Source organism: Acidobacteriaceae bacterium (assembly GCA_035944135.1).
Lineage (GTDB): Bacteria > Acidobacteriota > Terriglobia > Terriglobales > Acidobacteriaceae > Granulicella.
The window spans coordinates 470,276-489,179 of sequence record DASZBM010000010.1; the positions used below are offsets into that span (position 1 = coordinate 470,276).

Sequence of the window (18,904 nt, forward strand, 5' to 3'; positions counted from 1 at the left end):
TTCGGGCTTGGAATAAAAGGTAGACTCCAGCGAATGAGCACTCGCCTCGCTGCTGATGGCGCATTCCACATTCCATGCAGTTTCTCGCAATTCCATACACAATACCCCGGTTATGTGCGAGAGTTCGTCGGTCGGTATATGCAGCGCAGTCCATTGCAGGACCGCCTGGAGATGGAAAGCGAATTGAACTACTTTCTGCTCGTTTTGCCAGCTGAGTCCAAGTTCCGCGCCCCTGGGACAAACGGATTTCGCGGCGGATGCAAAGACCGCGTCATGACATTCAATCCCAAAAGGGGTCACGGAGACTCAGCTCACTTCTTCGGCTATCTGAACCACATATTGCGCAATCGGTTCTTCACCCTTCAGCGGCAGGCTCGCCGGAACCCGATCACCAAGCAAGGGACCTTTCGGCTCTCAGTGGACTGCGAAATCTCTTTCGGGCGGAGGGCCTCGGACGAAATCAGCCTAGGTGAGATCTCAATCTCATACGCCCAGCAGCTCTCACGGTCGTTTGGTGAACCGGCCCAGCACGGAGTGGTCGCAAAGTTCATCGAGTTCACTCGTGTTTACAATCCGGAACTACAGTCGCTGCTAATCAGCACGGCCTCCTGCCGGACCTTTGCCGAAGCCCAGGCGGATATCGGCTGGGATAGCAGGAGCTTTAACCGAGGCCGGTTGCGTCTCAAGGTGCTGTACGACTGCTTCACCACTGGCAGACCCGTACCGCCGCAGCGCCGAGTTTACCGAACTCGGAAGGGTCCGAAGCTGTGACCGCGATCGCGCTGGATGGCCGGATGTCAGACGCGCACTTCGCGCGGCGGAAAGCGGCCCGAGCAACTCGTCAAAGAGATCTTGGTGGCGGGTAACAGGTACGAATACCTTCCTCGTGCCGGAGGGCGCTCAGGAACAGACGTTTTAGACACCTCCTGGCCCGCATCGTTCCGCAATTACATCAAATGATCCTGACCAACCACCTCATCGTCGAAACAGACTCGCACCACTCAGAGCGACCATAGGAAATGGTCTCTGAAAGCCCCGAACACATGTATGATGGCTGCCACCGCCCCAAATGGACCTGGACTACAGCTTCGTGAGTGAGCTTTTCGCCCGTCATCCCGCCTGGCGTCTGCTGCGTCTAGACCATGCGCCTCTTATTGTCAGCTTTCTCCACCGCACTTTTATTGAGCCAAATCGTCGCGTCTTAGTTGCCGCTGAGTTTACAAGACTTTTTGACGACGAGCTGTATGTGTTACGCCAGCAGCGAGGCCGTGAGAGCTTCCCGAAGGGAGCGGAAGAGTATCTCGCTGACTGGGTCGGAAAGGAACTGCTACGAAAAATTTGGGTCACCGGCTCCGATGACCCGCATATTGACCTAACACCGGCCACCGAAAAGGCGATTCAGTGGGTTGCTTCTCTTAGGGAGAGATCGTTCATCGGAACGGAATCTCGCCTGTTGATGTTTGTCGAACTTCTTCGACAGGTCGCTGAAGAAAGCAACCCGGACGTGGATCGCAGGCTGGTTGTTCTGCGCAAACAGCGAGCCGAACTCGACGAAAAGATCGCGCGGGTCAGCCGTGGGGAGGTGGATGTTCTCAGCGACTCCGAATTGCGGGACCGCTTTCAACAAATCACCCACCTCGCCCAAGGTTTACTCGCGGATTTTCGCGAGGTAGAGCATAACTTCCGCCAATTAAGCCGCTCCGCGCGTGAACGCATCGCCATGTGGGACGGCAGTAAAGGTTCCCTATTAGATGAGCTTTGGCTATCCCGGGACGAAATTAGGGACTCGGACCAAGGTCGTAGTTTCGAGGCCTTTTGCGACTTCCTTCTTTCTGTATCCGGTAGAGAAGAGCTCTCCTCCCTGTTATCTACCGCATTAAATCTACCGGCTATTCGCAATCAGGCCAAAGGCACGCGTTTGGAACGGGTGCACTATGACTGGATAGCTGCGGGAGAGGCGACACAACAAACGGTGGCGTCCCTCTCCCAGCAGTTGCGCCGATTCTTGGATGACCAGGCGCTGCTCGAGAACCGCCGCATCATGGATATCTTGCGCAGGATTGAGGGCCACGCCCTCGCGGTGCGGGACTGCCCTCCCGCCGAAGCCGTAGCCTACATGGACGAGATGAGCTGTGACATCGAGCTCCCTATAGACAGACCATTGTTTCGTCCGCCGGTCCGCTTGTCGATTGCCGACGTCACTCCTGAAGCTGGGCAAGCCGACCGCGACCCAGACGCGTTATATTCGCAGGTCGTTGTTGACCGGACCAGCCTGGCTAGCCACATCTCGTCCACAGTGATGGAACATGGACCGGTGACGTTACGGGAACTCACAGAGCTTCAACCCCTCAAGCATGGCCTCGCCGAACTGGTCGCTTACCTCGATCTAGGCTCTTCGCGTTTTGAGATGGAACTTCTGGAGTTCATGAAGGACAGCATTATCTGGCACACAAGAGAAGCTGAAGAGGAGATCGAGCGTCACGCGAATATGCAACGAATCCTCTTCAAGGAGAAGGCGAGTGAGTGAAGTGAAACAACAGGACTGGGTAGGCAGTCCCAGTCCAGGGCTGACGTCTTTATTAATCACACTTTTGAAGGGCGTCCTGTACCGCGATCAAGAATCCATGCTTTGGAGCGCACTCCTCAATTTCCGATCGCAGGCGTCTGACTATGTAGGCCAGCTGGGGCTGGATCTGCTCCTTGATGAGGCGGAAGGCTATGCGTTCCTTCGCAGCAGGGCGGTCACGCCTGGTGAGGAGGAGAAAATCCCTCGCCTCATTGCACGTCGCCCTCTCTCATTTTATGACAGTCTTCTTCTCGCATTGCTGCGAAAGAAATTGGCCGAATTCGATGCCGTAGGTATCGAAAGCCGCCTCGTGCTCAAGCTGGACGAAATCCTGGATTTGATCCAGCTTTTTCTGCCCGAGCGGAGTGATGAAATAAGGCTTCACCAACGGGTAGAACAAAGTGCCCAGCGGCTGCAGGAGATGGGTTTCATGCGTAAGCTAAACTCCAGCAGCGAGCCTCCGACTTTCGAAGTACGTCGTGTTATCAAGGCATTTGTAGACGCGCAATGGCTGAGTGGTTTGGAAGATTCTCTTGCAAGCTACAGAGCCCATGCCATAGGACCGCAGACTAACTAAAGGATTCAGAGATCAAATGGAAACAGTCGAGCAATCCATTCCATTTAGCGATTCGCCTTCCTCCACGGTGCCGCGCCTTGGATATCGGCTGCAACATTTGGAAGTGCTGAACTGGGGCACGTTTGACCGGAAGGTCTGGACTCTGAAGCTCAACGGCAACAACACGTTGCTGACCGGCGACATTGGCTCCGGGAAGTCTACCCTTGTCGACGCCGTTACGACACTGTTGCTGCCATCGAACCGCATAGCCTACAACAAAGCTGCCGGTGCAGAGAACAAGGAGCGCTCCCTTCGGACGTACGTGCTAGGGCACTATAAGTCGGAGCGCAGCGAAGAGACAGGCACTGCAAAACCAGTCGCACTGCGGAAGCATGGGAACTATTCGGTGATCCTGGGCGTGTTTCGCAATGAGGGCTATGACGAAACCACCACACTTGCTCAAGTATTGTGGTTCAAGGACGCGCAATCACAGCCTGAACGGTTCTATGTCACCGCCGAACGCGAGCTTTCAATCGCAGGCGAGTTTGGAAACATTGGCCCGGATATGAGCCAGTTGCGTAAGAGGCTTCGCGGATTAGCTGGGGTAGAGATATATGACACGTTTGCGGCGTATTCCGCCTCGTTTCGTCGGCGATTCCATGTTTCCAGCGATCAGGCGTGGGAACTGTTCCATCAAACCGTATCAATGAAATCTGTTGGAAATCTGACAGATTTCGTGCGGGAGCATATGCTACAGGCGCCCGAGGTCGCCGAACGGATCGCAGACCTGCTGGCGAATTTCGAAGATCTCACTCGGGCACATGCCGCCGTCGAAAAGGCGAAAGCGCAGGTTGATATGCTCGTGCCGCTAGTAGCGGATTGTGATCTGTATGAAGAGCAAACAGCGGAACTGCGAATCCTAAAGGATTGTCGGGAGAATCTTAAGGCCTACTTTGCTCAGAGCAAGATTCAACTGCTTGACCAAAGACTGGAGCACCTGGCCCGTGAACTCGAGAAGTTGGCGGCGCGGAAGGAGAGGCGGCTGGAGCAGAAGGCGAGGGAGCTGGAACATGTGCAGCGCTTGAAGCAGGCTGTATCGGAGGAAGGAGGAGATCGACTTGAGCAAATCGATGTCGAACTTCGCGTCCAGGAAGTTGAGCGCTCCAAAAGGCAGAGAAGAGCGGACGGTTACGCGGAGAAGATTCTTAGCCTGGGCGGCATAATACCGGCGGACGAAGCAGGATTTGAAGAGCAACAGGGCCAGCTCTCTGCGATGCGAGAACGGGCCATCGAAGAGGAAGCTCGCCTGCAGAACGAGTGGGTTGAACTCCAAATGGTTTTTCGAAAGGAATACGAGGAGCACCAGCACCTCAGCGAGGAGATCGCGAGTCTGCGCCTTCGGCCTAGTAATATTCCCGGGTTCTACGTCCAGATCCGAGCACGACTTGCCGATGCCCTCGGTGTTCCTCCGGACGATTTACCTTTCGCAGGAGAACTCCTGCAGGTGCGCTCAGGTGAAGAGCAATGGGAAGGCGCTCTGGAGCGTGTGCTCAATGGACTCGCTCTTTCACTGCTGGTCTCAGAAGAAAACTACGGATGTGTTTCGCAATGGGTAAACGACAACCACCTCAACGGCCGGCTAGTGTATCTTCGAACGCTTTCTGGTTGGCAGGTAAAGCGGACGGAAGCTCTGCAGCCGAACTCCTCGGTGAACAAGGTGTTGGTAAAGGCAAATACGAAATTCACCGCATGGCTGCAAACGAGATTGCGTGACAGGCATGATTACGCTTGTTGCGTAAGCCAGGATGAGTTCGTGCGGACTTCTCGCGGGATCTCTTTGACCGGACAAATCAAGGAGGACGGCACGCGTCATATAAAAGACGATCGTTTCCGTCTGGACGATAGAAGCCGGTATGTACTCGGCTGGAGCAATGAAGCGAAGATTGGGGCTTTGGAGTCCAGGAAGGAAAGGTTGGAAAAACAGCTCCAGGACATCGGCCAGGAACTTTCAATCCTGGAATCTCGCCGCCGTACTGAGGGGCAAAAGAAGGAAGCCGTCGCCGCTTTGCGAGAGTTCAGGAGCTTTTCCGATCTTGATTGGCAGAGCTGCGAGCGGACGATTGGGCGGCTTAGAGACGAGAGGCTACGGCTCGAAAGTGCTAGCGATAAACTAGTAGAACTCCGAGGTCAGCTCTCTGATGCGGAGGCAATGCTGGAGGCCACAGGAGATGCTCTCCTGCTTTTTGAGCGCGAAATCGGTAAAGCAGAAACAAAGCGCGATTCTGCTCAAGGCCTCAAGGCACAGGCCGAGTTACTGCTAGTTCAGATTGACGATGCACTGCGAGAACGTATCGAGAAAGTAATCGACGAGGTCATCGAAGATACGGCCTTAAGCGTCGAATCGTGCGACGGTCACGAGCACACGGTCCGAAATGAATTTCAGCGCCGTATGGACGCTGAAGCAAAACATCAGGGCAGACTCAAAGACCGCATCCTGCTTGCGATGGAAAAGTTCAAGAGTGCATACAAGCTGGAGACGAATGACTTCGACGCCAACGTGGAGGCGCAAAGCGAATATCGCAAGTTCCTCGAACAGTTGCGATTCCACGATTTACCGAAATTCGAAGAACGATTTCGGTTGGAACTCCGGACGAACTCCATCCGGCGGATTGCACTGTTCCACGCAAAGCTCCACGAAGAAGCTGAAGAGATCAGGACCCGTATCAAGCTTATCAACGATTCGCTCGTCGAGATCGAATACAACCGCGGCCGTTATATCGAACTGATCCAACAACCTACGTTCCATCCAGAAGTGCGTCAATTTCGAGACGACCTTCGGGCCTGCATAGACAATGAGATGCATGGTTCCACCGACGACCAGTATGCTGAAGCAAAATTCGAGCAGGTGAAGCGCATCCTGGACCGCCTACGGGGACGTCCCGAAACCGCTGAGCCCGATCGCCGGTGGAAGGACATGGTGACTGACGTTCGCAATTGGTTTCAGTTTTCCGCGAGCGAGAAATGGCTTGAGGATGATCGTGAGTTCGATCATTTTTCTGACTCGAGTGGCAAATCAGGTGGTCAGAAGGAAAAGTTGGCGTATACAGTCCTAGCCGCTAGTGTCGCCTATCAGTTCGGCCTGGAATGGGTCGAAGACCTCTCTCGCTCCTTTCGCTTTGTAGTAATTGACGAGGCGTTCGGTCGCGGATCGGATGAATCGGCAGAATTCGGACTCAAGCTGTTCGGCAAGTTAAACTTGCAGTTGATGATCGTTACGCCCTTGCAGAAAACGCATGTCATCGAACCATATATATCGAGTGTCGCGTTTGTGGAGAACCGGAGCGGCAAGTCGTCGACCGTGCTCAACCTATCTATCGAGGAACATCGCAGACAGAAAGCCGCACGTCTTTCATGAGCTGGACGTCAGCAGAGGAGGTCCGCAAAAAGATTGAACGTCGCTGGAAACGCGGCGAGATCCTTCGTGCTCTCATAGGCTTGGAGAGTCCCTTCCCCCTGCGCCTCAGCTTGAGCGTGCCGTCGCCTCGAGAAATGGCTCTGGAATTTGGTCGAGCTCAAGAATGGATCACTTCTCTGCGGGCTCTAAGCGGCACTCGACTGGAGTGGCGCTCAATGCGCAGTCAGATTTTGGGACAACAGGAGATTCCGGCGGCCGTCTGGATTGACCGGGCGGAGGAAGCCGTTTTGTTCCTGGAGGTGCAGGACGATGCGAAATGCTTCCGCGCACTACAAGCCGCCACGACAGCACTTGTTCCGGAGGTTTTGCCTTGGCTTGGAGCGAACCCTTTCCAGGTGTTGGCACTCAACGCTGATTGGGGACTGATTCTGCAAGTTGTGGCATGGATGAAGACACGTTCGGCACAGAAAATCTATACAAGGCAAATCGATCTTCCTGGGGTCGATACGAAATTTGTCGAACTTCACGCCGGAGTGCTGGCAGAGCTATTCGAATTAGTTACAGATCATTCCATGGAGGGGATGCCAAATGAGTCAACCGACTTCCATGCAAGATTCGGATTTCTGCGTGAGCTACCCCGCGTCCGTTTTCGCGTTTTGGATCCAGAAATTCGTTTCGCGCTTCTTCCTAATAAACCTGATGTCGAGCTAGATGCGGAAAGCTTCGCAGCCTTGCGACTACCGCTTAAACGCGTCTTCGTCACCGAAAACAAAACGAACTTCCTCGCCTTTCCGGAATTCGAAGACTCCATCGTTGTGTTTGGATCTGGTTATGGGATGAGAGCGTTTGGACTCGCGCAATGGGTTCATCAACTGCCGTTGTACTACTGGGGTGATATCGATACACACGGTTTCGCTATTCTCAATGAATTGAGAACTGTGTTCCCGCATGCTCAATCTTTCCTGATGGATCGTGAGACTCTATTCAATCACCAAAATTCATGGACCACTGAGCTCACGCCGGTCAAGCACTCGCTGAAGCTTCTGAACCCGGACGAGATGGCACTATTCATGGAATTACAATCAGGCATTCCACGCGAGGGAATTCGCTTGGAGCAAGAGAAAGTGCCCTTTTCGCGGTTGAAGAGCATTTTGGATTACCTACGCGAGAACGAAATGTTTGCGACAATCCGCACTTCCTGATGCAGCGTTGGTGCACCTACATCTGCGGCTGCACAACGAAATTTGCTGACCATATCGAACTGAGCAGTGTGGACGTGAAAATCTACGGTCGAAGCTACTCCTGGCTGCTAGCTCATTCGTCGTTCATTGGGTGCGCGACAAACTGAATAGTCACGCTTGTTCAGCCAACGGGAGCGAGATGCATTCCTGCGCCGTCAGGGCGGGCACGCAAATTCCTGTGGTCGAAGCCTTCCGACTTAATGGCTATGGGTAGAACGGCTGTATGCGTTTGATCGGGCATAGAATGTGTCCCAAAAGGGACGAACATGGTTTCGAGAGATGAGCTGTACGAACTCGTTTGGTCAACTCCGATGGTGTTTTCAGACGCCATGATTTGGTTACATCGGCGCTCACATCTGCTACTGTTCTAGCGATCCTTCAAAATGGCAACTGATTTGTTACCAATCCGAGCTTACTGGGCGCGGCCAACTGCGATTACGAGCGCGGACCAACCGCTTGCCCCAATCCTTGGAATGCTCCGCTACCTACGCAGCAACCAGTGGATGGTGCTCTATAGAGAGCGGGGCAGTGAGATTACTGGCTACTTCCCGTTGAAGAAGGCCGAAATCCAAGAAAGAACAAGAGGGGCAAACCCAATCCTCCTCGCGTCAGAGCTGCTCGAATTACCGCGCGAAGGCGCAGCACCGGTAGAACGGCGGACTTCGAATTTGGAGCCACAACGAGGTCCGTTTCCAGAACGACAGCGGCCCGTACTGCTTGATGAAAGCGGGGCGGTGATTGGGATTGGTGTTGCGAGGCACGATATTACCCGAACTGCTCGGAGAGCTCTTCGTCACGTGGACGAGGAGTGGCCGGAGATTAGGTATCACGCAGAACGAATGTTGGCTCCTACGAAGAAAAGCGACGTCCAGATCCATCATGTCAGGAGTGACTTCGCACCTGAACCGAAGTTGAGGCGTTCGGAGACTCACCAGCCGATTGCCAGAACCGCACCGCCTGAGGCAGATGAACCTCCTCTCGAGCTTGATGAGACGATCATTCCTGTGTTTTTCGGGACTGACCGTCAAGCAACGGAGACGAGACAAGGCGACTTGAAGTTCTCAGGAGAACGTTCGAAACGAGGTGAGGTCACACTCGGAATATGCTCAGTAAGCATTCCGCCAATGCACAGACTTGGAAAGCTCGAAAGGCCAGCTTGGTGGAAGTTCTGGACGAGTGCGCGTCGTGGAGAACACGTCGTCCTGCTGAGCACGACTTCATTGGGGGCAGCAACGTTCTTCAAGGAATTGAAGAAGGCGGTCCACCAGCCAAAGAGTGCTTTTGTATTTATTCACGGCTATAACGTTGCGTTTGACACGGCGGCGATGCGTACCGCCCAGCTTGCACTCGATTTGCAATTTCCAGGTGCTCCGATCATGTTCAGCTGGCCCTCCAAGGGTGGAGTGGCCAACTATCCGTCCGACGAGGGATCGAACGAGTGGGCTAGACCACATTTGAAGCAGTTCCTAAACCAGCTACGGAATCGAGCTGACGCCGATCAAATTCATCTGATTGCCCATAGCATGGGCAGTCGGGCTCTACTGTCAGTCCTTCAAGAGCTTAGCGGCGGACCCAAGTTCGAACAGCTAATACTTGCAGCTCCTGACGTGGACGCGGGTATCTTTCGGCAATTGGCCTTGCAACTGCCGGCGCTATCGAATCGCGTAACGTTGTACGCGTCATCAACAGATAAAGCGCTGGCATTGTCTAAACGGATTCACGAGTATGCCCGGGCCGGGGAAGCCGGCGAAAATATTCTTGTACTAAAGGGATTGGACACAATAGACGCGTCCACAGTGGACACCGACTTCCTCGGCCACAGCACGTTTGCGCAAGAACGGACTCTGCTCACGGACATCTTCAACCTGATCACCCACGGACACGAGCCAGCAAGCCGCTTCGGACTGACTCGGAAGCCCCACAATGGCGGTTACTACTGGTCCTTCCGGAGTTAATTGCGATCACAAACGGCAACGGTCGGTATCGTGTGTTCCATTTTCCTTGCGATACGCCATGGGTGGGGTATAGCTCTGCCGAAAGCTGTTGCCCATGAACCGTAACGGCTGAATTGCCTCCGTGGTTGGTGGCCACATCCGCCGTGCCCTTCCCCGTTCTTGCTGATCCGGATGGTAGATTACGGAAATATTGGACTTCTTGTATGAATGTGGTTTCGAAATCGGTGCTATTGTCGACATTCGCCGAAGAGATCGGGCAGAAGGTCGGCCGCCGTACTATCAGCCAACTCCAGCGCTTACGTGACGGAATGCAGTCCGGCGATGATTCGGTTCTTGCAAACATCTGGGATGAGGTTTGCGTTCAGGCCCAACGAGAGGAATCTGTCTCCTGGGACCTCTATCTCGACCTGATCAGGAATTTGATTGAGCAGCAATTGTCCAAGCTGAAGCCTCATGAAGTTGGGGCTTTATGGCTACAAACACCCGAGGGGGAGCTCTGGTCCGAAGAGAACCATCGCGCCGGCGAGGGCTCGATTCTCCTGGAGGATGTCGTCGAACATGTGCTCGCACGATATGTTCTGAGCGCCGCGTGCGATTGGGACAATCCGAGGATCAGAAAGTACAAGGAGAGCGAGCTGTATTGATGACTGGGTACGGAGCATCCTGCGCAGCAACGCGCGTGTCACATGTAAGTCCTTTTTATTGAGTAGCATGCAGCATGGCGGCAATCGGTCGTGCGGAAACTTTCAGCTTATTCGGCCATCACGGCTGAAACTTTCGCTTTATGGGGTATGCCCGGTTTCAGTTTATGCGCTCCCCTCTGCTCTAAGCGACTGATTCCACGTCGCTGGAAGTTTCACCTTATCTGCTCCCCCACAGCTTCGCGCAAAACCAAAAGCCCCGCCGCAAGCGGGGCTTTGACCATTTCGACGAATATGACAACGCATGCTAAGAAACAACACTATGTCCCGCAGTGCCTCCTCAGAGGGTTCTCCATTGCGGGGAAAGACCGAGTTTATGTCTTCGACAAGTCTCGAGCAATCTCGTACCCGAGCGCGATCCGCGACGTTGCCTCCGAAAATTACTTCAATGAGGTAGATTTCGGAGACTTCTCCGTCTCGTTCGAAAATCGACTCGAGTTGGTGGAGGCGAATGCTGCCCCAGTCATCCAGCGGATTGTCGCTACCGAAGATTTAAGCGGAATAAGCCTGGAAGACAGGGCATCTCTAATCGTATTTATCGCGATCCAGATGGTTCGCACAAAGGCAGAACGTGAAGCTTTGGACCAGACGCATGACCTCCTCGTCGGAAGATTGGGCGGTGAAGCCAATGCACTCAGAGCTGGCCTGCCGCCCAAAGACAAAGAGATGCATAAGCTATCGATCCTCTACCATCTTCCAGAGACGATTAACACGTTTGGTAAGCCTTTAGCCGAAAAGTTGATCATGTTGCAGAGGGCCCCAGCTAAAGAGCGATTCCTTATCGGGGATGATCCAATTGTCCGTGACAACAGCTTCCCGACACGAAACGGGCTGGGCAATTTGGGAATTTCCAACCAAGGCATTGAGATATACCTGCCGCTATCGCCCAAGCTGGTTCTAGCCCTGATGTGCCCCTCGATACTCGGCGTTATGGAGGCCGCCCGTGGAAGTGGGTCACACTTTGCCTCCTTTGAGGCAGAGAGATTCCTTCACGCCCTGCAAGCGGGTAAGCCATTCCTACTTACGTACACAAACATTCGGAGACTCAACTCAATGCAAATCGCAAATGCAACAAGATTTGTAATGAGCGATGCCGACGACTTTTCATTCGCACGGCAAATGATTAAAGATCAGCCTTCAATTGCGTTTCCCCCAAAATATGTCCGGTGAGATAGGCCCCTCAACTGAACTATCGGGGCATCGAGATCTTATTTGCTTTTGGCAGCGCAAGGATAGCCCTCCTTGAGGGCAAGGTACAGGCCCACGTCAGCTGTGCTGTCGAGGAGTCTGGGATTCTTGTCCATGTAAGCAACGTAAACCTTAACCAGCGTCGCCCGATTGTCTTCAGAGCGCACACAGACTTTGTCGTCGCTCACATGAAGGCCAGAAATGAAGCCCTCAACGAATGATGCACAAAAGTGCGCATTGAGAGTGTCGCCCTCGCGACCCTCACCGTTCAAAATACGAACTGAAGCGCGGCATGCCTGGACGAGCTCATCCCCAGTCATCGGGTGACCCGCGTCTTGGCCTGTCCCGAGAACAAAGATGAGTATGGGTACGAACATAGAAGCACAATAACAAAGCCAGTGGCGCACCGGGTGCCGATTCATAACGCCCCCTCGGTTATGGCACGGCTTCAGCCGTGCCATAACCCTCCCGAGCAATTCAGGGGCTTTAGCTCCTGAGCCCACCTCAACCACATCAACACCGCCCCTGTAGGCCACAACCGCCTCTGAAGGGGCACGGCTTCAGCCGTGCCATCACCAGCCCGAGTGATTCAGGGGCTTTAGCCCCTGAGGTACGCTTGGCCAAGCATGGGCAAGCCCACCCGCCTCACCAGCCACGGCACCTTCTTCATCACAACCCAGACCTACAATCGCCGCCGCCTCTTCCAAACCCCCACCACAGCCCAACTCTTCCTCGAAACCCTCCAGCACTACCGCCGCGAAGGCCATTACAAACTCCACGCCTTCGTCGTCATGCCCGACCACATCCACCTTCTCCTCACCCCAAACGAGATCACCCTCGAGCGCGCCGTCCAACTCATCAAAGGCGGCTTCTCTCGCCGCCTCGCCTGAAAGTTCCCCACCTGGCAACGCGGCTTCACTGACCGCCGAATGCGCAGCCGCGAAGACTTCGAAACCTACCGCGACTACATCCACCACAATCCCGTTCGCTCACGTCTCTGCCAATCCCCAGAGGACTACCCACATTCCTCCGCTTATCGTCCCACCAGCATGATCAGCTGAATTGCCTTCCTGTCTGCGACCACAAAGGCGCCGAACAAAGCAATCCCTAACTCCGCGCATGCAAGATTCCAGCCGTCAAACACAGAAACGTATACTCGCTACACCCATGGAAATCTTCTCCGCGAGTCTTCTGTTCGGTTATCTGCTCGGCTGCGGTTTCGGCATGGGCTGTGCCCTGGCGGTGATGTACTCCATCTTCCGAAGCGGCTACCGCGCTGCCATCGTCGATGTCATGCAAGGCAATAAGAACAAGCGCTATCTGCAGGCAACAGAGTGGGCCAACAAGAAGCTCGCAGGAAAGGTCACGGATCGCGTGTTGTGATCGCCCGAGTGGGCTCCGAAGGCCGGATTCGAGACCACCCTCGATCCACCTTTTTGTCGAGCTCATTTCAACCGATTTATGGATGGCAAAAGAACAGAAGTTTGCGAACCTGACCACAGCAGATAAGTAAACCTCCTTTAAAGCAACGTTTCTCGACGTTGCTTTTTTCTTTTGCCGGCTCCAGGACGCGTGCACAACTCTCGGTGCAAGCGCACCGAAAGGTCCACCCATAAGTCCTGTTTCATGAATATTTTGCGCAAAAACAGGGGGAGGGGGGAGTCATCCCTCATTCATCAATTCAGAATCGCCCGCTCAGTCAGTCAGTACCCGCAGCCGATTCCGCTCAAACACAACGAACAAAACCTTCCGGATCTCGCCGGTAGCGTAGCGATGTACATCCCCGATCTGCGGTAACTTCTTGATGTCGCGCAGACGATCCCGGTGCCACAATCCCGCATCGGATGCGCTTTGCGTCTCCGTGTGCACTCCAAACGCAGACGCCACACCCCTCACAAAATCAGCAAACACTGAGCTCGAAGCGCCCGAGGCGTTGGTCTTCTGTTGTGCCGTCCACGAGCGTTGGTACATCGCCGTCACCCGTCGCTGATGAAAGTCCGCTTCGGAGACAGTAAATCGTGTCACAGCCGTCAAGCGCCTGTCGTGCATGGTGTTCATCAGGGGATCCTCTACCCATTGGATGCCGCGCTGGTCGGAATGGCCCATCTCGCTTCGAAACAGAGTGACCGGATAAGCGTACTGTGGAAGAAGGAGCAATGTCGGCCATGTCTTCCCGGGGGTTCTTCGAAGCGCACATCACGACCCATCAACAGGGTTCCTCCGGAATTGACTACAGAGCCGTACACAGAGAGATGACGGCCCAGGGATTCGAGCGTGTCCTTCAGACCACGGCCCAAATCGCCAACGAAGTTCCAGGAGTCTATCGCCTGTACAACCCCCAACTTACGATGGTGCAAGTCGTGGAGATGATCCGGTTGTCCCTGACCCCATTACGACGCGGCATGGCAGTGCAGGTCGTCAAGATCGACGAGGAGACTCTCCTGAATTTGATTCCACCTGCCCCAGCAGAGACTGCGCCCGGATCAGAGCAATACCTGTCCTCCGGAAATGAGGCCAAAGCCCAGTCTGGCTACCCCGCTTGGAGGCGCCCAAGATAGCCACCTCTGGCCGGTGCCAATCTCCCTCCAACCGACGCACCCTCACCTCTCCCCACGAACCTGCTATGTTCGTCGTGAGTGTCCCCCGTGAGCCGACATCTGCCTGTTCTTCTAGCCGCATTGTCTGCAGTCGCGCACGGCCAATCAGCCCCGCCGCCCCCCACCCTCATCGTCGGCAAGGCCGAGCTCCTGAACACTCTCAAGACCGCCAACCTCAAACCCGGCGACCTCTTCTACCTCCGCACTCTCGGCCCCTGGCAGCAGGGCGACTGCACCATCCCCTCCCACACCACCATCACCGGCCACGTCGAGAGCCTTACCTCCACCACCACCCGCCCCGCCGCTACCATTCTCGCCCTGCGCTTCTCTGAAATCCCTTGCTCCGGCTCGACGTCCGCGCTCATGACGCCGTTGCTCGTCTCCATCAAGGCGCCTGACCCCGACAGCAGCTACAACGCCGGCGCCCCGCAAACTCCGACGCTCTCCGGCATCTTTCCCACGCAGGTCAATGCGGGCCGCACCCAGGCCGGCCCTGCCCGCCAGCCCAACATCCCCACCGGCAACACCGCCGGAGCAAGCCAGGCGCTCGACGCCAACGAAATGAACCAGCTCCACGACGCGCCCGGCAAGCCCATGAAGACCGGCGAAGTCCGCGGCTACCGCGGCATCGCCCTCACCCTCCCGGGCCGCGAAGGCCCCGCCGCCAAGCTCTCTTCCGAGCACAGGATCACCCTCGACCGCGCCGCCGAATTCGCCTTCGCCTACGCTCCCACGCCACCGCCGTCCCCAAGCCCCGACACCACACCCGCCACCGCGGCGCCTCCCGTCACCACCCCGGCTCCCGCCACCCCGCCGCCGCCTCCACCCGCAGAGCCCGCAGAAATCGAAGACGTTTGCGCCTCGTCCGGCTGCAAACAACTCGCCGCAGTCGCTCAAGCCACCTCAGCTCACGCGATCTGGACCCTGCCGCTCGCTGCGCTCGGCTATCAGTCTCGTCCGCAGCAGCGCATCGCCGGCCTCGACCACAGCGCCAGCGTCCACTTCCTCGGCGACGATCAGATCCTCCTCACCTTCACCCGCCACGTCCTGCTGCCGCGCTCTTCCGACAAAGACGCTTGGGCCGTCAACCCCCGCGTCGTGCGCGCCGTCCTCATCTCCCGCGCCGACGGCCGCGTCCTTCGCGTCAACGATTGGACCGTCTCCGACGACATTGCCCCCTTCGTCTGGGGCCTTAGCAACGGCGTCGTCATCGCCCACGTCGGTCACGATCTCGTCCGCTTCGGCCCAGGTCTCACCATCCAGCGACGCTTCCGGCTGCCCGGCCCGCTCCTCTTCCTCAGCGCCTCTCCCAGCGGAAATCTTCTCCTCGTCGCAACTGTCCACGAGAAGCACACCGAGAAGGAGCACGCCCAGATCGCCTCTTTCGTCGGTCCCGACGTGCCCATCGACGAGGAGTACGATCTCACCGGCCTGGACGCCGCCTTCCACGTCACAGGCGCCAAGCGTGTGACCGTTCCGCCTCTGCGCCCCGCTCTTCTCCAGGCCTCCATCGTCAGGGTCCAGCCCGGCGCTCGGCCCGCGCACACAACCGATTGGCTCCTCGAAGAAAACTCCTGGGAAGGCCACAGCAAGCCCCTGGCTCACTTCCGCTCCATCTGTCCGCTGCAGGTCCAATCCTTCCCCGGAGATCTCCTCTTCGTCCAGGGTTGTTCGCCCCTCGAGGCCCGCACCACCTGGTATCGCGTCCTCAACGCCCGCGGAGCCACGCTCTTCAAAGGCTCCGGACCCTACAGCGACTTCATTCAGCAGACCGAGAGCACCGACGACGGCCGCCTCTTCGCCATCGCCTCCTCCCACTTCAACCGCCCCGTCGACCGCACCACACCCCTGCTCACCGGAGACTTCACCAACCTCACCGTCACCATCTACGACTCCACCACAGGCAAACAATTCTTCGCCGCGCATCTCCCGCAAGGCTCCGCGCAGGAGGACACCTTCTCCCTCGCGCCATCAGGCTCCGCTCTCGCCGTCCTGACCTCCGCCTCGCTCCAGCTCTTTCCTCTGCCTGCCGCCACAAAGAAGTAGTCCTGCGCGGACAGCGAGCGGTGCAATGAGCAGGGCTTATTATTGAACCGAACTCCAATCATTGCGAATGACTACTGCTGCGAAGTGCTTTGTGGCCTATCCCTCTGACTTGCCGGGTAAGGGAGAGTCAATAGAAACAGCCATCGATGAGATCAACAACGGAGGTGTCGCTCTACTTAAGAGCTGGACCTCCTTGGCGGTTACAGGAAGACCAATCATTGCAAGCATCTGCGAGCAGATCAACAACTCAGATATCACGATCGCAGATATTACTAACCTCAATCCAAATGTTCTTTTCGAGTTAGGCTACTCAATCAGCAAACGGAAGCGCCTATGGCTACTCTTCAATCCGAAGGTTTGCGGCGCGAAGGTTCTTTTCGACCAGTTTGGACTGCTGAGCACCACCGGATATGCTGGCTACTCGAATAGCCACGACATAGCAACTAAGTTCTATTCGGACGCCCCATACTCCTCCCCTGCCAAGATTCTTTACGACGAAGCTCTCGGGACGGCGCGCCCAGTCAAAGAGGATGCGCTGCTATACATAAAGCCCACCATTCCAACCGAGCCGGTGGTGAGAATTGCGCGGCGCGTCGTCGATGGTCCTATTCCCCAGGTCATAGACGATCCGCAGGAAATCGGAATTCAGCCATTAGAGTGGTATCTCACCAATGTCTCGGCCGCCGCCGGAGTAGTCTGCCATTTCCTTTCCGAAGCATACGAAGGCGTCAGAATCAGCAACGCCAAAGCCGCATTTGTGGCTGGGCTCGCATACGGGCTTGGCAAGCCGCTCTTGATGCTCGCGCATGCGCCGTATATATCTCCCATTGACTATCGTGACCTCCTTCGCATCCACCACGATGCAAAGCAAGCGGTCTCTTTCTACGATAACTGGTTATCCGTGGTGCTCGAGGAAAATCAGGAGCGATCCAAGAGGAGAGCAAAACATCGGAATGTCACGATCGCGCACGGTGGTCTGCTCGAGCTGAATCTCGGTGATCCGATAGCAGAGTACGAATCTGAGGAACTGCCAGAGTATTTTATTCCAACTGCCGCCTATGCCGAAGCGCTCTCGAGGCAGCACTCCATCTTCGTTGGAAGAAGAGGAACCGGCAAATCAGCAACACTTTTGAAGCTCTCCGACGAGATCAGCGCCGATCCAAGAAATCACGTCTGCGTTATAAAGCCCATTGACTATGAGTTGGAAGGCCTTATCTCGCTACTTCGGCAACAAATGTCTACCTCAGAGAAAGGCTATTTAGTTGAGAGCCTTTGGAAGGCATTAATCTATACCGAGTTGGCCAAAAGCATCTATGAAAAGATCAAGGGCAGGCCTGATTTCGCGACCAAAACCAAGGCTGAGGAGGCTCTAGTAGCATTTGTCGAAGCGAATTCCGAGATTATTTTGCCAGAGTTTTCAGCTCGGATGGAAGCCTTCGTCGACCGGCTTTCAAGGGTGACAGAATCAGGCGAAGTCAAAAGCCGCATCAGCGAAGCCATTCATAAAGTCATCATCAGTCGGCTCAGAGATTTGATTCTTGGTGCGCTCGAAAAGGCAAATACCGTAGCGATACTTGTAGACAACCTAGACAAGAATTGGAACTCGCGGACGAATATTCAGTTGGTTAGCGAGCTATTGTTTGGACTGTTAAGCGTGAGCTTGCGTACCGCCGAGGAGTTCAGGAAGTCCTCTCTCGGTAAGCGAAGACTGGACCTTGCCCTAACAGTGTTTCTTCGATCGGACATTTATTCAGCGGTGATCTCGTTCGCTCGAGAGCCGGACAAGTTGCCAATTCGAAAAATCGAATGGACAGATCCGGAATTGTTGAAGAGAGTTATAGAAAGACGGTTTATGGTGGCCGATCCAAATCTTCTGGATCCGCAAGAAGTCTGGTCCAAATATTTTTGCGAATTTACGAACTCCGTGCCAACAAAAGACTTTCTTACATATGCCGTTTTCCCTCGGCCGCGAGATTTGATTTATTTGGTACGCGCGAGCCAGCAAAACGCCGTGAACCGAGGGCACACTCGTATTGAGGAAAAGGACATCGAGACGGGCGTCGTTAAATACTCCGGCTTCTTACTATCGTCGCTAATGGCAGAGGGTTCGCCTCAATTTAGGAAATTGGACGACTTCGTTACGCAATTATTCGGCGGCGAATCGATACTCACTATAGACGATATTAGGCAAGCGTTGGAGGATTGCGAAGGAAAGTTCACGTCGGCGGAATTTGTGATCGATTTGCTGATTGATCTCAATTTCCTCAGTTACGAAACATCGCCCGACAAGTTTGTTTTCGTGTTCGATGAGGATCAAAAGAGCAAATATAAGGTCATGGCACAAAAGACGGCGAAGCGGATCGGGGCTCGCCGCTTCATGATCCATCCCGCCTTCCACGCGTATCTCGAATTGGAACCGGCGAAAGGCACCCAGTCGACATTTGCGTTCGGCGAGTTCCCAGGTAATTTCTCGGTTGGAAGCTCGACTGATTGAATCGATCCTGAAATGAAGCCGTGTCGCCTCCGCTCTGCGGAAGCCTGCAGTCGTAGCGACTGAAGCGCCCTCCCTCCACCGCGCCACAACCCTGACTGTCCAACTCAGAGCTCACCCCTCCGCATCCACACCTTCAGGAGGTCCT

General features: G+C 55.2%; 13 protein-coding genes. 12 read left to right on the forward strand and 1 reads right to left on the reverse strand.

Going from position 1 to position 18,904, the window contains the following annotated elements; translation table 11 throughout:
- Positions 1-33: 33 nt before the first annotated feature.
- The 10 genes from VGU25_16545 (at position 34) to VGU25_16590 (ending at position 13,005) form a co-directional block, all read left to right on the forward strand.
- Positions 34-771: a hypothetical protein gene (locus tag VGU25_16545; GenBank protein HEV2578815.1), complete on the forward strand. Its 738-nt coding sequence runs from the start codon at positions 34-36 to the stop codon at positions 769-771.
- Positions 772-1,069: 298 nt separating this feature from the next.
- Positions 1,070-2,527 carry a DUF3375 domain-containing protein gene (locus tag VGU25_16550; GenBank protein ID HEV2578816.1) on the forward strand — a complete coding sequence of 486 codons (1,458 nt, stop codon included), beginning with the start codon at positions 1,070-1,072 and terminating at the stop codon, positions 2,525-2,527.
- The gene (locus VGU25_16555; GenBank protein ID HEV2578817.1) at positions 2,520-3,143 is read left to right on the forward strand and encodes a DUF4194 domain-containing protein; all 624 of its coding nucleotides are present in this window, start codon (positions 2,520-2,522) and stop codon (positions 3,141-3,143) included. The genes VGU25_16550 and VGU25_16555 overlap by 8 nt, the downstream gene beginning before the upstream one ends.
- 16 nt (positions 3,144-3,159) lie before the next feature.
- Entirely contained in the window at positions 3,160-6,537 is a 3,378-nt protein-coding gene (locus VGU25_16560) for an ATP-binding protein (protein ID HEV2578818.1), read from the forward strand.
- Entirely contained in the window at positions 6,534-7,739 is a 1,206-nt protein-coding gene (locus tag VGU25_16565) for a Wadjet anti-phage system protein JetD domain-containing protein (protein HEV2578819.1), read from the forward strand. The genes VGU25_16560 and VGU25_16565 overlap by 4 nt, the downstream gene beginning before the upstream one ends.
- An 878-nt stretch (positions 7,740-8,617) precedes the next feature.
- Positions 8,618-9,733, forward strand: coding sequence for an alpha/beta hydrolase (locus VGU25_16570; protein ID HEV2578820.1), 1,116 nt, complete (start codon positions 8,618-8,620; stop codon positions 9,731-9,733).
- Positions 9,734-9,861: 128 nt separating this feature from the next.
- The gene (locus VGU25_16575; GenBank protein ID HEV2578821.1) at positions 9,862-10,377 is read left to right on the forward strand and encodes a hypothetical protein; all 516 of its coding nucleotides are present in this window, start codon (positions 9,862-9,864) and stop codon (positions 10,375-10,377) included.
- Positions 10,378-10,650: 273 nt separating this feature from the next.
- Positions 10,651-11,604 carry a DUF4238 domain-containing protein gene (locus VGU25_16580; GenBank protein HEV2578822.1) on the forward strand — a complete coding sequence of 318 codons (954 nt, stop codon included), beginning with the start codon at positions 10,651-10,653 and terminating at the stop codon, positions 11,602-11,604.
- 644 nt (positions 11,605-12,248) lie between these two features.
- Positions 12,249-12,512: a transposase gene (locus VGU25_16585; protein HEV2578823.1), complete on the forward strand. Its 264-nt coding sequence runs from the start codon at positions 12,249-12,251 to the stop codon at positions 12,510-12,512.
- 277 nt (positions 12,513-12,789) lie between these two features.
- Positions 12,790-13,005: a hypothetical protein gene (locus VGU25_16590; protein ID HEV2578824.1), complete on the forward strand. Its 216-nt coding sequence runs from the start codon at positions 12,790-12,792 to the stop codon at positions 13,003-13,005.
- A gap of 312 nt (positions 13,006-13,317) precedes the next feature.
- Here the strand turns inward: VGU25_16590 and VGU25_16595 are convergent, their stop codons facing one another.
- Positions 13,318-13,680 carry a hypothetical protein gene (locus VGU25_16595; GenBank protein ID HEV2578825.1) on the reverse strand — a complete coding sequence of 121 codons (363 nt, stop codon included), beginning with the start codon at positions 13,678-13,680 and terminating at the stop codon, positions 13,318-13,320.
- Between the two features lie 587 nt (positions 13,681-14,267).
- On the opposite strand from VGU25_16595, the gene VGU25_16600 reads away from it, so the two are divergent.
- On the forward strand, positions 14,268-16,265 hold the full coding sequence (locus VGU25_16600) for a hypothetical protein (protein HEV2578826.1): 1,998 nt from the start codon (positions 14,268-14,270) through the stop codon (positions 16,263-16,265).
- A 91-nt stretch (positions 16,266-16,356) separates the two neighbouring features.
- Positions 16,357-18,759 carry a hypothetical protein gene (locus tag VGU25_16605; protein ID HEV2578827.1) on the forward strand — a complete coding sequence of 801 codons (2,403 nt, stop codon included), beginning with the start codon at positions 16,357-16,359 and terminating at the stop codon, positions 18,757-18,759.
- Positions 18,760-18,904: the final 145 nt, after the last annotated feature.

What these genes read in the sequence shown, in the direction of transcription:
- VGU25_16565 (HEV2578819.1), top strand. Translation starts at nt 6,534, where the DNA reads ATGAGCTGGACGTCAGCAGAGGAGGTCCGCAAAAAGATTGAACGTCGC.
- VGU25_16585 (HEV2578823.1), top strand. Translation starts at nt 12,249, where the DNA reads ATGGGCAAGCCCACCCGCCTCACCAGCCACGGCACCTTCTTCATCACA.
- VGU25_16595 (HEV2578825.1), bottom strand. Translation starts at nt 13,680, where the DNA reads ATGAACACCATGCACGACAGGCGCTTGACGGCTGTGACACGATTTACT.
- VGU25_16570 (HEV2578820.1), top strand. Translation starts at nt 8,618, where the DNA reads ATGTTGGCTCCTACGAAGAAAAGCGACGTCCAGATCCATCATGTCAGG.
- VGU25_16545 (HEV2578815.1), top strand. Translation starts at nt 34, where the DNA reads ATGAGCACTCGCCTCGCTGCTGATGGCGCATTCCACATTCCATGCAGT.
- VGU25_16560 (HEV2578818.1), top strand. Translation starts at nt 3,160, where the DNA reads ATGGAAACAGTCGAGCAATCCATTCCATTTAGCGATTCGCCTTCCTCC.
- VGU25_16550 (HEV2578816.1), top strand. Translation starts at nt 1,070, where the DNA reads ATGGACCTGGACTACAGCTTCGTGAGTGAGCTTTTCGCCCGTCATCCC.
- VGU25_16590 (HEV2578824.1), top strand. Translation starts at nt 12,790, where the DNA reads ATGGAAATCTTCTCCGCGAGTCTTCTGTTCGGTTATCTGCTCGGCTGC.